We start from the raw sequence: 14,156 nt of genomic DNA, 5'->3' as shown, positions 1-14,156 counted from the left end.
CATGCGGTGTGACTTAACCCTCCCCTGAAAGGGGAGGGTCGACGCGAATGAAATGAGCGGCGGGGAGGGGTCGGATCTCTCCACTCGAAAGGTATTCGTGGAGAGACCTGACCCCTCCCCGTTTCGCATTTCGCTTCGCTGCATGCGAACCGACCCTCCCCCTCCAGGGGAGGGTGAAGCGCGGTCACGCCTTCGCTGCCGCCTTCGGCCAATAGCGGTCGCGCAGATGGCGCTTCACCAGTTTGCCGGTCGGCGTACGCGGCAGCTCTTGCTCGAAGTCGATGCTCTTGGGGCATTTGATCGGCGACAAGTGCTGCCGGCAGAACGCGATCAGCTCGGCCTCGAGCTCCTTGCCGGCCCTGGTGATGTCGTGCGGCTGCACCACGGCCTTGACCTCTTCGCCCATCTCCTCGTTCGGCACGCCGAACACCGCGACGTCGGACACCGCCGGATGCGTGATCAGGACGTCCTCGGTCTCCTGCGGATAGATGTTCACGCCGCCGGAGATGATCATGTAGCTCTTGCGGTCGGTCAGATAGAGGAAGCCCTCTTCGTCGAGGTAGCCGACATCGCCGAGCGTCGACCAGCCCTTGGTGTTGTAGGCCTTCTTCGTCTTCTCCGGATCGTTGTGATAGGAGAACGCCGGCGCGTCGGCGAAAAAGACCTGACCGATCTGGCCGGTCGGCGCTTCCTCGTCGTTCTCGTCGAGGATCTTGACCTTGCCGACCACCGCGCGGCCGACCGTGCCGCGGTGGGTCAGCCATTGCTGCGAGGTCGAGACCGTGACGCCATTGCCTTCGGAGCCGGCGTAATACTCGATCAGGATCGGTCCCCACCATTCGATCATCTTGGCCTTGACGTCGACCGGGCAGGGCGCCGCGGCGTGGATCGCGCCTTTCAGCGACGAGACCTTGTAGCGTGTGCGCACTTCGTCGGGCAGCTTCAGCATGCGCACGAACATGGTCGGCACCAGCTGCGACTGCGTCACCTTGTGCTTCTCGACCTGCTTCAAAAATTCTTCGGCGTCGAAATGCTCCATGATGACGGAGGTGCCGCCGAGCACGGTGGCCATCATGTTGAAGCGTAGCGGGGCGGCGTGATAGAGCGGCGCCGGCGACAAATAGATGCTGTCCGCATTCATGCCGCACATGTCTGCGGTGAGAATCCGCAGGAACGGGTTCGGCACGTCGATCCGGTTGCCTTCGAACTGCTTCTTGATGCCCTTTGGCCGGCCGGTGGTGCCGGAGGAATACAGCATGTCGTAGCCGGCGACCTCGTCGGCAACCGGCGTGGTCGGCTGCGCGCCGGCTTCCTTGTCGTAGGAGCGGAAGCCCGGTGAGGGCTCGTCCATCATGTAGAACAGCGGCTCGCCCGCCTCGCCCTTGATCAGGCCCTTCGCCTTGTCGGCGCATTGCGGCGTGGTGATGAAAACCTTCGCGCCGCAGTCCTTGATGATGTAGGCGATCTCCTCTTCCGTCAGGTAGCGGCTGATCGCCGTGTAATAGAGACCCGAGCGCTGCGCGGCCCAGCAGATCTCCATGAAGGCAAGCCGGTTTTCCATCAGCAGCGCGATGTGGTCGCCGGCCTTCAGGCCGAGCGAGCGGAACAGATGCGCGCCCTGGTTCGAAAGCTCGTCGAGCTCGCGATAGGTGATCGCCTTGCCGCTGCCCGCCATCTGGTAGGCGATCTTGTTCGGATGGGTACGCGCGTGGATCGACGGATGGGTCATTGTGTTTCCTCGGAGCATCAATAGTGGTCGTCCCCGCGAACGCGGGGACCCATAACCACCAATTTTTCTTGTTGGACTGAGTTGTGGCCCCAGCCGCGCCTAACCACAAACGGCTGTGGTTATGGGTCCCGGCCTACGCCGGGACGACATCATTGTTGTGGCCGCTGATGCGGACTTTTCTTACAGCCGCTCGACAATCGTCACATTCGCCATGCCGCCGCCTTCGCACATGGTCTGCAGGCCGTAGCGCTTGTTGCGCTGCTTGAGGGCATGCAGCAGCGTCGTCATCAGCTTGGTGCCGCTGCCGCCGAGCGGATGGCCGAGCGCGATCGCGCCGCCGTTGACGTTGAGCCGGGCCGGATCGGCGCCGGTGGTCTTCAGCCAAGCGGTCGGCACCGAGGCGAAGGCCTCGTTGACCTCGAAGAGATCAATGTCGTCAATCTTCATGCCGGCCTTCTGCAGCGCGCGCTGGGTTGCCGGCAGCGGCGCTTCCAGCATGATCACGGGGTCGCCGCCCATCATGGTGAGGTGATGGATGCGCGCCATCGGCTTGACGCCGAGCGCCTTCAGGCCCTTCTCGTTGACGACCATGACGCCGGAGGCGCCGTCGCAGATCTGGCTGGCGCTCGCCGCGGTGAGCTTGCCGTTCTCGGCGATCAGCTTGACGCCCTTGATGCCGTCGAGGCTGGCGTCGAAGCGGATGCCTTCGTCGATGTGATGGGTGTCGGTCGAGCCGTCGGCGCGGGTGATTGTCACCGGCACGATCTCGTCCTTGAAATAGCCGGCCTGCGTTGCTGCGATCGCGCGCTGATGGCTGTTATAGGAGTATTCGTCGAGCTCATCCTTCGACAGGCCGTACTTCTCGGCCATCATCTCCGCGCCGGTGAACTGGCTGAACACGATGTTGGGATACTTCGCCTCGATGCCCGGGCTCTTGTAGTGGCCGAAGCCGTTCTTGGCGGGCAGCGAGGAGGCGAGGCCCATCGGCACGCGGGTCATCGATTCCACGCCGGCGGCGATCACGCAGTCCATCGTGCCAGACATCACCGCCTGCGCCGCGAAGTGCAGCGCCTGCTGCGAGGAACCGCACTGGCGGTCGATCGAGGTCGCCGGCACGCTCTCCGGCAGCTTCGAGGCCATCACCGCGTTGCGCGCGATGTTGGTGGACTGCTCGCCGGTCTGCATCACGCAGCCCATGATCACGTCCTCGACCTGCGCGGGGTCGGCGCCGGTGCGCTCGACCAGCGCATCGAGCACGGTCGCGGCCAGATCGGCCGGATGCCAGCCGGCGAGACGCCCTCCCTTGCGGCCGCCCGCGGTGCGAGCGGCGGCGACGATATATGCCTCGGCCATGTCTGATCTCCCTGATGTTTCCGGATTGGGCGGTCTGAAAGTTGGGCCGGATTTAAGGGGTGGCTCAGCATTTAGTCAATCAATCAATTAACTCTTGAGTGCGGCCCCGCCATGGGCTTATGTGCGGCCTCGATTTACCGTCGACCCCCTGACACAGAGCGGGACCAGAGCGCAGTTGAATACCAGCGTACCGACGAAACTTCCGGCCGGCAAAAATGCCACCGCCGACAAGCTTTTGGTTGCGGCCAGTGAGCTGATGATCGAGCGCGCCTCGATCGAGGTCTCGTTGTCCGACATCGCGCAGAAGTCGGGCGTCAACGCCGCGCTGGTGAAATATCATTTCGGCAACAAGGACGGGCTGTTGCTGGCGCTGCTGGCGCGCGACGCCGCCACCGAGATATCGCAACTCGAATATCTCATCAGCCAGCCGATCACGCCGTCCGCGAAATTGCGGCTGCATATCGGCGGCATCATCCGCGCCTATCACCAGTTCCCCTATATGAACCGGCTGATCCATTATCTCCTGCACGAGAGCTCGCCTGCCGCCGCGAACGAGGTGTCGAAATTCTTCGTCGCGCCGCTTTTGGATTTTCACCGCCGGCTGCTCGCAGAAGGGATCAAGGCCGGCGAATTCCGCAAGATCGATCCGGTGTTGTTCTACACCAGCCTGATCGGCGCCTGCGATCATCTGTTCTTCGGCCGTCACGCGATGTCGCGCGCGGTCGGCGTCGGCCCGATCACCGACGAGGTCTGCCGCGATTACATCAAGCACATGGAAGCCTTGATCTTCGGCGGCGTGCTCAATCCCGATAAGGAAACGGCAGCAGTCGCCGCCGGATAACAAAGTTCGAAGTCTAGAGAAGAAACGCCCAAGGAAAGGTTGTATCCATGCAGTTGAAAGACGTTGCCGTTCTCATCACCGGCGGTGGCTCCGGCCTTGGTGCCGCAACCGCGCGCGCCATGGCCGCCAAGGGCGCCAAGATCGGCGTGATCGACCAGAACAAGGAAAACGCTGAGAAAGTCGCCGCCGAGGTGAAGGGCGTCGCGCTGCATGCCGACGTCACCGACGAGGACGCCATCAAGGCTGCTATCGCCAAGGCCGAGGCCGCGCACGGCATCGCGCGCGTGCTGATGAACTGCGCCGGCATCGGCGGCTCGCAGCGCATCGTCGGCAAGGACGGCGTCTATCCGCTGGCAAAGTTCGTCCGCATCATCAACGTCAATTTGATCGGCACCTTCAACGTGCTGCGCCTGTTCGCCGAGCGGCTGGCGACCGAGGCCCCGATCGGCGAGGAGCGCGGCGTCGCGATCAACACCGCGTCGGTCGCAGCCTATGAAGGCCAGATCGGCCAGATCGCCTATTCCGCCTCGAAGGGTGGCGTCGTCGGCCTCACGCTGCCGGCCGCGCGCGACCTCGCCAGCCTGAAGATCCGCGTCAACACCATCGCGCCGGGCCTGTTCCTGACGCCGCTGTTGATGGGTCTGAACGAGGAAGCGCGTAAGAGCCTCGGCGCCCAGGTGCCGCATCCGGCCCGCCTCGGCGATGCCTCGGAATACGGCAATCTCGCGGTCCACATCGTCGAGAACCCGATGCTCAACGGCGAAACCATCCGCCTCGACGGCGCCATCCGCATGGCGCCGCGCTAACGGCGAATTCCGCTGTCGTCCCGGCCTTGCGCGCAATTGCGCGCTGGAGCCGGGACCCATACTCCGCGGCGTCTGTAACAGGCAAGCTGGCAGACACCGCGCAAAACAACAAAAGCCTGTGGTTATGGGTCCCGGCTCGCGCTTCGCTTGGCCGGGACGACGGTCGGGAGGACCATGCGCGTGTCTCAGCCGCTGCTGATCGAACATCACGACGGGGTCGATTGGGTCACGCTCAATCGCCCCGAGAGCCTCAACGCACTCGCCCCTTCGCTGATCGACGCGCTCAACGTCTATTTCCAGGGCCTGCAGCGCAATCGCGACACCCGCGTCGTGGTGCTGAAGGGCGCCGGTGCGAATTTCTGCGCCGGGCTCGATCTCAAGCACGCGATGGCGCGCCGTGGTGGACAGACCGAGCCGCCCGGCGTCACGGAGTCGCTGGACTCGCAGCGGCGCATCGCCGACATCGTGATGCTGATGCGGCGCGCTCCGCAGCCGATCATCGCGCTGGTGCAGGGCGCGGCCGCCGGCGGTGGCTTCGCGTTGGCGCTTGCCGCCGACATCCGCATCGCGGCGAAGAACGCGCGGATGAATTGCGCCTTCATCAAGCTCGGTCTCGGCGGCTGCGATATCGGCACCAGCTATTTCCTGCCGCGCCTCGTCGGCGTGTCGGTTGCTTCCGAATTGATCCTCACCGGGCGCTTCATCCATGCCGACCGCGCGCTTGCGGTCGGCCTGGTGTCCGAGGTGGTCGAGGCCACCGATCTTGATGCGGCGGCCAATCCTTATGTCGAGGCAATGATGACGGCCTCGCCGGTCGGTCTCCGCCTCTCGAAGGAATGCATCAACATGAGCGTCGATGCCGGCTCGATCGAGGCCGTGATCGCGATGGAAGATCGCAATCAGGTGCTGTGCAGCCGCTCGGAAGATTTCCAGGAAGGCATCAGGGCCTTTCTCGAGAAACGAAAGCCTGTCTATATCAGGCGCTGAGAACAGATCCTCAAAAGGACAAGAATTCCGGGAGACGCAAAATGGAAGGAGACGCGGCGATGCTGACGAAACCTGCCTTTCGCAAGGTAGATTGGCTCGCACGTGACATCGCGGTCGAGCGGCGCGGTGACGGCACCGTCGTCCTGAAGTCGCGGATTCCGCTCCAGGCCTACGAGACGCATATTCCGGCCTATCTCGCCAAATGGGCGGCGCAGGCGCCGGAGCGGATCTGGCTCGCGCAACGCGGTGGTCCCGACCGGCAATGGCGCAAGGTCTCCTATGGTGAAGCCAAGCGCACCGTCGATGCGCTGACGCAAGGCCTGCTCGATCTTGGCGTTGGCGACGGCCGGCCCGTCGCGATCCTCTCGGGCAATTCTATCGAGCACGCGCTGATGACGCAGGCCGCGATGCAGGCGCGGCTGCCGGCCGCGCCGGTGTCGCCGGCCTATTCGCTGATGAGCCAGGATCATCTCAAGCTCAAATACCTGTTCAACCTGATCAAGCCGGCCGTCGTGATGGTGCAGGACGGCCCGACTTTCGAGAAGGCGCTCAAAGCGATCGATCTCACCGGCATCACGGTCGTCCACGTCCTGCGTCCCTGCGAGGGCATCAGGAGCGCGGCCTTTGCCGACCTCGCGGCAACGCCGGTGACGGCTGCGGTCGGCGAGTCCATCGCGAAGATCACGCCCAAGACCGTCGGCAAGCTGCTGTTCACCTCGGGCTCGACCGGCATGCCCAAGGCCGTCATCAACACCCAGGAGATGATGTGTGCCAACGCGGCGATGATGATGCAGGTGCGCCCGCGTGAAACGGAGGGACCGATCGCGACGGTGCTCGACTGGATGCCGTGGAATCACACCATGGGCGGCAACGCCGCGTTCAATCCGGTGCTGGTCGACGGCGGCACGCTCTATATCGACGACGGCCGGCCGATGCCGGGCCAGCTCGAGGAGACCATCAGGAACCTGCGCGAGGTGTCGCCGACCTATTACGCCAACGTGCCGGCCGGCTATGCCGCGCTCGCCGCCGCGATGGAGAAGGACGAGGCGCTGTGCGCGAGCTTCTTCAAGAACCTCTCGATCATGGCCTATGGCGGCGCGCGGCTGCCCGACGATCTCTATGACCGCATGCAGGCGCTGGCGGTGAAGACCACGGGCGAGCGCATCGTGTTCTACACCGGCTGGGGCTCGACCGAGACCGCGCCGACCTCGACCGGCACCTATTGGGATACCGAGCGCGTCGGCCTGATCGGTCTGCCGTTCCCCGGCGTCGAGCTGAAGATGGTGCCGTGCGGCTCGAAATATGAATTGCGGCTGCGCGGCGTCAACGTCACGCCAGGCTATTTCGGCCAGGCGGACCTCACGGCCAAGATGTTCGACGAGGAAGGCTTCTACTGCATCGGCGATGCCGGCGTGTTCGTCGATCCCGAAGATCCGCTGCAAGGCATCATCTTTGCCGGCCGGGTGGTCGAAGATTTCAAGCTGACCACCGGCACGTTCGTGCATGTCGGCTCGCTGCGCACCGATGCGATATCAGCCGCGACGCCGGTCGTGCATGACGCGCTGGTTGCGGGGCAGGACCGTGAGTTCATCAGCCTGCTGTGCTGGCCGAACCTGCACGCCTGCCGCCAGCTCGTCGGCAATGCCGATGCCAGCTACGAGGACGTGATCCGGCATCCCGAAGTGCTTGCCTGCCTGAAGAAGGGTTTGCAGGCGCACAATGCGTCCACCACCGGCAGCAGCATGCGTATCGCGCGTGCGATGCTGATGGTCGAGCCGCCGTCGATCGACGGCAACGAGCTCACCGACAAGGGCTACATCAACCAGCGCGCCGGCCTCGAACGCCGCGCCGCACTGGTCGAGAAGCTGTATGCCGGCAAGCCCGGCGACGACGTGATCATCTTGAACTGATCCTACGAAAGCAAACGCGTCATTCCGGGGCGCGCGAAGCGTGAACCCGGAATCCAGAGGTTCCTTACGTCGAGATTCCGGGTTCGATGCTGCGCATCGCCCCGGAATGACAGCAAGAAAAAGGTAAGCGCCATGAATTTCGATTTCTCCGACGAACAGAAGCAGATGCGCGACGAGGCGCGGAAGTTCCTCAGCGAACAGTGCCCGCCGAAGGCCGTGCGCGAGGTGCTCGACGGCAAGGCGCCTTACGACAAGGCGCTGTGGAAGGGCCTCGCCGAGATGGGCTTCCTCGGCGTCGCGATCCCGGAACAGTTCGGCGGTGCGGGCGCCGGCCATCTCGAGCTCTGCGTGATCGCGGAGGAAATGGGCCGCGCGCTGGCGCCGGTGCCGTTCTCCTCCACCGTCTATCTCGCCGCCGAAGCGATCCTGATCGCAGGCAGTGACGCGCAGAAGCAGAAGTGGCTGCCAAAGATCGCCGCGGGCGAAGCCATCGGCACGCTGGCGCTGTTCGAGGGCAAGGGCAACCCGTCGCCGAAGGCGATCAAGGTGACGGCCAATGGCGGCGTGCTCAACGGCGTCAAGAAGCCGGTGCCTGATGGCGCGATCGCCGATTTCGCCGTGGTCGCCGCGCGCACCGGCTCGAGCGGACGCGAGTCCGATATCTCCCTGTTCATCGTCGACCTCAAGGCCGGCGGCGTCGAAATCAAGTCGCTGACCAACATCGACCTGACCCGCGGCCAGGCCGAATTCACCTTCAAGGATGCGAAGGCCGAGCCGCTCGGCGCTACCGGCGAGGGCTGGAGCGTCATCTCCCAGGTGCTCGATCGCGCGGCCGTGTTGACGGCGTTCGAGCAGGTCGGCGGCGCCGACCGCGCGCTGGAGATGGGCCGCGACTATGCGCTTGATCGTATTGCCTTTGGCCGGCCGATCGGCTCGTTCCAGGCGGTCAAGCACATGCTGGCCGATATGTATGTGTCGGCAACCTTGGCGCGCTCGAATTGCTACTACGGCGCCTGGGCGCTCTCGACCAATGCCGGCGAATTGCCGGAAGCCGCCGCCGCCGCGCGCATCAGCGCGACGCAGGCATTCCAGCATTGCGCCAAGAACAACATCCAGGTGCATGGCGGCATGGGCTTCACCTGGGAGTTCGACTGCCACATGTACTACCGCCGCGCCAATGCGGTGGCGCTCGGTCTCGGCAGCCTGTCCTATTGGGAAGACGCGCTGATCGACCGCATGCGCAAGAAGAACGCGGCGTAACGATACGATTCGTCATTCCGGGGCGCGCGTAGCGCGAACCCGGAATCCAGAGGTTGGGAATCGAGATTCCGGGTTCGATGCTGCGCATCGCCCCGGAATGACGGAAAGAAAGCCACCATGAATTTCGACGACACCCCGCAGGAGGCCGCATTCCGCGCCGAGGCGAAAGCCTGGATCGCGGCCAATGCACCGAAGCAACATGAGGACGAGCTGCGCAAGGCCTCGCTCGGCCGTGTTGCGCTCAAGGGCGCCAACATTCTCGAGGTCGCGAAGGCCTGGCAGAAGAAGAAGGCCGATGCCGGCTGGGCCTGCCTGCACTGGCCGAAGGAGTATGGCGGCCGCGGCTCATCGCCGATCGAGCGCGTGATCTGGCAGCAGGAGGAGGGCCCGTTCGGCCGCCTTAGCTCGATGTTCATCATCGGCCACGGCATGTGCGGCCCGACCATGATGGCGTTCGCCGGCGAGGAGCAGAAGCGCAAATATCTGCCGCCGCTTGCCTCCGGCGAGAAGATCTGGTGCCAGCTGTTCTCCGAGCCGGCCGGCGGCTCCGACGTCGCCGGCCTGCGCACCCGCGCCGAGAAGCATGGTGACGAGTGGGTGATCAACGGCCAGAAGATCTGGACCTCGGGCGCGCATTATTCCGACTACGGCATCTTGCTTACCCGCACCGACCCGACCGTGCCCAAGCACAAGGGCCTCACCATGTTCTTCCTGGACATGAAGAGCCCGGGCGTCGAGGTCAGGCCGATCAAGCAGGCGAGCGGCGCCTCCGACTTCAACGAGGTCTATTTCACCGACGTGCGCATTCCGGACTCGCAGCGGCTCGGCAATGTCAATGACGGCTGGAACGTGTCGCTGACCACGCTGATGAACGAGCGGATGTCGATCGGCGCCGGTGTCGCCACCGGCTTTCCCGAGCTGTTCGACTTCTGCACCAGCCTGATGCTGGAGGACGGCCCCGCGATCGAGAACCGCGCGGTGCGCTCCAAGCTCGCCAACTGGGCCGTGAAGGCGAGCGGGCTGAAATACACCAGCATGCGCGCGATCTCGGCGCTGTCGAAGGGCGAGCGTCCGGGACCGGAGAATTCGATCGGCAAGCTGGTCGCCGGCTCGATGATCCAGGACGTCGCGACCTACGCGCTCGATCTGCAGGGCGCGGCCGGCGCGCTGAACGGGATTGAGGATGCCGAGGTCGCCGGCAAATTCCAGGCGATGCTGCTGCGCGCGCCGGGCACCCGCGTCGAGGGTGGCACCGACGAGATCATGCGCAACATCATCGCCGAACGCGTGCTGGGCCTGCCCGGCGACATCAGGGTCGACAAGGACGTTCCCTTCAACAAGATCCCGACCAAGGGAAGAGCTTAACCGTCGTTCCGGGGCGGCGCGAAGCGGCGAACCCGGAACCTCGAGCCGCACAATAAATCTCCAGATTCCGGGTTCGATGCTGCGCATCGCCCCGGAATGACAGAACAAAGGAGCCGCCATGAATTTCGATGACACGCCGCAGGAAGCCGAGTTCCGCGCCATCGCCCGCAACTGGATCGCGGCCAATGCGCCGAAGGAGTTCGAAGAGGAGCTCTCGAAGTCGTCGCTCGGCCGTATCAGGCTCGCCAGGCACGACATGGTCGAGGTCGGCAAGGCCTGGCAGAAGAGGAAGGCCGAGGGCGGCTGGGCCTGCTTGCACTGGCCGAAGGAATATGGCGGCCGCGGCGCCACCCCGATCGAGCGCGTGATCTGGCAGCAGGAAGAGGGCGTCTACGGCAAATTGACCCAGCCGTTCCAGATCGGCGAGGGCATGTGCGGCCCGACTGTGATGGCCTGGGGCAGCGAGGATGCCAAGCGCCGCTATCTGCCGAAGCTCGCCTCCGGCGAGGAGATCTGGTGCCAGCTGTTCTCCGAGCCGTCGGCCGGCTCCGACGTCGCGGGGCTGCGCACCCGCGCCGAGAAGAAAGGCGACAATTGGGTCGTCAACGGCCAGAAGATCTGGACGTCAGGCGCGCATTACTCCGACTACGGCCTGTTGATCGCGCGCACCGATCCGAATGTCCCGAAGCACAAGGGCCTCACCATGTTCTTCCTCGACATGAAGAGCCCCGGCGTCGAGGTGCGGCCGATCAAGCAGGCCAACGGCATGCAGGAGTTCAACGAGGTCTATTTCACCGACGTCGTAATCCCGGACAGCCAGCGGTTAGGGGCGGTCGGCGAGGGCTGGAGCGTGTCGCTGACCACGCTGATGAACGAGCGCATGTCGATCGGCGCGCGGCTCGCCACCGGCGTGCCCGAGATGTTCGAGTTCTGCTCCAATTTGATGCTGGAGGACGGTCTTGCGATCGACGATCCGGCGGTGCGCTCCAGACTTGCGAGCTGGGCGGTGAAGGCGAGCGGGCTGAAATACACCAGCTACCGCGCCATCTCGGCGCTGTCGAAGGGCGAGCGACCGGGCCCGGAAAACTCGATCGGCAAGCTCGTCTCCGGCCTGATGCTGCAAGACATCGCGACCTATGCGATGGACCTCGAGGGCGCGGCGGGCAGCCTCACCGGCACCGATGAGGAGCAGGCCAACGGCCAGTTCCAGCAGATGCTGCTGTCGTCGCCCTCGATGCGCATCGCCGGCGGTACCGACGAGATCCTGCGCAACATCATCGCCGAGCGCGTGCTGGGCCTGCCCGGCGACATCCGCGTCGACAAGGACGTGCCTTACAACAAGATCCCGACCAAGGGGCGGGGTGGTTAGTCGTCATTCCGGGGCGATGCGAAGCATCGAACCCGGAATCTCGAGATTCCGGGTTCACGCTTCGCGTGCCCCGGAATGACGAAAAAAGAGGATATATCATGGACGCGAAGACACCGAACCCGCGCTACGCGACCGAGGACCGTATCGGCGCGCTCGAGGAATTGCTCAACGAGCGCTACTCGGTGCGCGCGTTCCAGCCGCGCGAGGTGCCGCGCGAGGTCATCGAGCACATTGTGTCGACTGCGCAGCGCACCGCATCCTGGTGCAACAGCCAACCTTGGCAGGTGCTGATCGTCTCCGGCGAGGCCAAGGAGCGGTTTCGCAAGGCGATCTATGCCGAGGCGTCGCGCGGCCTCGGCGAGGATTACGACTTCACGCCGCCGCGCGAATATGTCGGCGTCTATCTGGAGCGCCGCCGCGAAAGCGGTTTCCAGCTCTACAGCACGCTCGGCATCGCGCGCGGCGACAAGCCGGCCTATGCAAAACAGGCGCTGGAAAACTACAATTTCTTCGGCGCGCCGCACATTGCCGTGATCCACACCAATGAGCCGCTCGGCATCTATGGTGCGATCGACTGCGGCGGCTATGTCTCGAACTTCATGCTGGCGGCGCAGGCGCTCGGGCTCGGCACCATCCCGCAGGCGGCGATCGCGCGCCATTCCGGGCTGATCCGTCGTCATTTCAACCTGGCCGACGATCGCCGGGTTGTCTGCGGTATCTCGTTCGGCTATGCGGATCACGCGCAAAAGGTGAACAGCTACCGCACGTCGCGCGCGACCGTGGAAGATACTGTCACATTCGTTGATGTATAATTTCCTCAAGGCGGGAAGGTCGGTTCACCCTCCCGCCGAGGATAAGAAGAGCTACAAGAAGAAACGACAAGAACAACAATGGCGAATAACGCCTCCCTGACGCCGGCGGAGATCAGCTGGCAGCTGCACCGTCTGCCTGCACTCGAGCGCGACGCGTTCATCGCCGCGCATTATCTGGGACGGCCCGTTGCCTGGAAGACCCGCTTCTTCGACGCGATCGACTGGGGCGCGGGCTCGGTGCTGCAATTCAGCTTCCTGCAGCGCGGCTGGCATCGCCATTCGCGGCTCGACAATCCGATCTATGCCTATATCGACATCGAGCAACATCCGGAAACCCGCGGCCTGCGTCGCGGCCGGCGGATCGATCTTGAGGGCACGATCAAGGGCGTCGACTTCGTGACCGGGATTACGCTGACGCTGGATCGGTTCGAAATTCTGCCGGTGAATTTTTTCGACCGCTTCGTCATCAGCTCCGACAGCCGCTACTAGCAAGCAGCGAACCGCAGACTCTGCTCCACCTCGCCCTGCGCGCGGGGAGAGGTCGGAACGCATCGTTAGATGCGTTCCGGGTGAGGGGGAGTCTCAGCAAGCGCAGCTATCACCGTATGCGCGGAGACAGCCCCTCACCCCGACCCTCTCCCCGTAAGAACGGGGCGAGGGAGCGCACTGCTCCTGCGGCTCCATTCACCCAATCTCATCGCGCTTTAGCGCCCGCCATCGCGCGGCGTGGCGGCGCGTCGGCATAGCGCGCGGCCATCGCGCCCGTCAGCTCGGCCATCTTCTCGCGCAACTCTAACGGCGCGACCACTTCGGCCTCGGCGCCGAGCCGCAGCAGCTCGGTCGCCGCATGCCACACCGTCTTGCCGACCGGCATGGTGGCGAGCCGCCAGCCGTCGGCGTCGGTGCCATCAGTGAGCCGCATCCGCGCCTTCACGTAAGGGTGGGCCAGCGCATCGAACAGTTTCAGCCCGAGCGGCGACAGCCGCACCGTGGCCTCGTTCGGATGCAGCTCGGCCTCCAGCCGCTCGATCGAGGCGCGCCAATAGGCGGCGAGGTCGAACTCCGCCGGCCGCGCGAACGGCGTCTCCAGCGCGGTGCAATCCAGTACGCGCGCGACGCGGTAGGTGCGCACATTGCCGTCGACGAGGCCGGCGAGGTACCAGCTGCCGCCCTTCAGCACGAGGCCAAGCGGCGCCACGCGCCGCCGCTTTTCGGCTTTCCAGCTCTGGTAGCGGATCTCGAGCATGGTCTCGCGCAGCACGGCGCCGGCGATGGCGCGCAGATGCTCCGGCTCCTCGGTCTCGCCGAACCAGCCGGGCGCGTCGAGATGGAAGCGCTGCTGCATCCCTCGCGCGTTGGGCCGCAGGTTCTCCGGCAGCGCCGCCATCAGCTTGGTCTGCGCCGCCACCATCGCGGCATCGAGGCCAAGCGCGGCGGCGGGCCCCGGAAGTCCGGCCATGAACAGCGCCTCGGCCTCGCCCTGCGACAGGCCGTTCAACCGCACCCGATAGCCGTCGAGCAGGCGATAGCCGCCCTCGGCGCCACGGTCGGCGTAAACCGGAACGCCGGCGGCCGCGAGCGCGTCGATGTCGCGATAGATCGTGCGCACCGAGACCTCGCAGGCTTCCGCCAGCTCAGGCGCGGTGACCTGGCCCCGCGCCTGCAGGGTGGTGAGGATGGAAAACAGCCGGCTCGCGCGCATGGCCGGATCATACCTGACACAA

At 64.8% G+C, this 14,156-nt stretch carries 12 protein-coding genes; 9 read left to right on the top strand and 3 right to left on the bottom strand.

Features of this window, described 5'->3' with window-relative positions; translation table 11 throughout:
- Window positions 1-184: 184 nt before the first annotated feature.
- Window positions 185-1,729, bottom strand: a complete 1,545-nt coding sequence (locus J2R78_RS13770) for an acyl-CoA synthetase (protein WP_253604940.1) — start codon at window positions 1,727-1,729, stop codon at window positions 185-187.
- Window positions 1,730-1,909: 180 nt separating this feature from the next.
- Window positions 1,910-3,082 carry an acetyl-CoA C-acetyltransferase gene (locus J2R78_RS13765; RefSeq protein WP_253604938.1) on the bottom strand — a complete coding sequence of 391 codons (1,173 nt, stop codon included), beginning with the start codon at window positions 3,080-3,082 and terminating at the stop codon, window positions 1,910-1,912.
- A 175-nt stretch (window positions 3,083-3,257) separates the two neighbouring features.
- Between J2R78_RS13765 and J2R78_RS13760 the strand changes: the two genes are divergently transcribed.
- The 9 genes from J2R78_RS13760 to J2R78_RS13720 all read left to right on the top strand — a co-directional run bounded on the left by J2R78_RS13760 (window position 3,258) and on the right by J2R78_RS13720 (window position 12,921).
- Window positions 3,258-3,923, top strand: a complete 666-nt coding sequence (locus tag J2R78_RS13760; protein ID WP_253604937.1) for a TetR family transcriptional regulator — start codon at window positions 3,258-3,260, stop codon at window positions 3,921-3,923.
- A gap of 47 nt (window positions 3,924-3,970) precedes the next feature.
- Window positions 3,971-4,729: an SDR family NAD(P)-dependent oxidoreductase gene (locus J2R78_RS13755; protein WP_016847447.1), complete on the top strand. Its 759-nt coding sequence runs from the start codon at window positions 3,971-3,973 to the stop codon at window positions 4,727-4,729.
- Between the two features lie 180 nt (window positions 4,730-4,909).
- The gene (locus J2R78_RS13750) at window positions 4,910-5,716 is read left to right on the top strand and encodes an enoyl-CoA hydratase/isomerase family protein (protein ID WP_253609820.1); all 807 of its coding nucleotides are present in this window, start codon (window positions 4,910-4,912) and stop codon (window positions 5,714-5,716) included.
- A 41-nt stretch (window positions 5,717-5,757) separates the two neighbouring features.
- A complete protein-coding gene (locus tag J2R78_RS13745; RefSeq protein ID WP_253604934.1) occupies window positions 5,758-7,626 on the top strand; it encodes an AMP-binding protein in 1,869 nt (622 codons plus the stop codon).
- 132 nt (window positions 7,627-7,758) lie between these two features.
- The gene (locus J2R78_RS13740) at window positions 7,759-8,886 is read left to right on the top strand and encodes an acyl-CoA dehydrogenase family protein (protein WP_253604932.1); all 1,128 of its coding nucleotides are present in this window, start codon (window positions 7,759-7,761) and stop codon (window positions 8,884-8,886) included.
- Between the two features lie 117 nt (window positions 8,887-9,003).
- Window positions 9,004-10,251 (top strand): acyl-CoA dehydrogenase, encoded by a 1,248-nt coding sequence (locus tag J2R78_RS13735; protein ID WP_253604930.1) that lies wholly within the window; start codon window positions 9,004-9,006, stop codon window positions 10,249-10,251.
- A gap of 118 nt (window positions 10,252-10,369) precedes the next feature.
- Window positions 10,370-11,620 (top strand): acyl-CoA dehydrogenase, encoded by a 1,251-nt coding sequence (locus J2R78_RS13730; RefSeq protein WP_253604928.1) that lies wholly within the window; start codon window positions 10,370-10,372, stop codon window positions 11,618-11,620.
- A 98-nt stretch (window positions 11,621-11,718) separates the two neighbouring features.
- Window positions 11,719-12,432, top strand: a complete 714-nt coding sequence (locus J2R78_RS13725; RefSeq protein ID WP_253604926.1) for a nitroreductase — start codon at window positions 11,719-11,721, stop codon at window positions 12,430-12,432.
- A 78-nt stretch (window positions 12,433-12,510) separates the two neighbouring features.
- The gene (locus tag J2R78_RS13720; RefSeq protein WP_253604924.1) at window positions 12,511-12,921 is read left to right on the top strand and encodes a hypothetical protein; all 411 of its coding nucleotides are present in this window, start codon (window positions 12,511-12,513) and stop codon (window positions 12,919-12,921) included.
- Between the two features lie 205 nt (window positions 12,922-13,126).
- On the opposite strand, the gene J2R78_RS13715 is transcribed toward J2R78_RS13720, so the two are convergent.
- Window positions 13,127-14,134 (bottom strand): YafY family protein, encoded by a 1,008-nt coding sequence (locus J2R78_RS13715; protein ID WP_253604923.1) that lies wholly within the window; start codon window positions 14,132-14,134, stop codon window positions 13,127-13,129.
- Window positions 14,135-14,156 lie beyond the last annotated feature (22 nt).

The organism is Bradyrhizobium sp. USDA 4538 (assembly GCF_024171045.1).
GTDB lineage: Bacteria > Pseudomonadota > Alphaproteobacteria > Rhizobiales > Xanthobacteraceae > Bradyrhizobium > Bradyrhizobium australafricanum.
The sequence above is the reverse complement of the archived record's forward strand: the minus strand, read 5'-3'. Positions and strand labels throughout refer to the sequence as shown.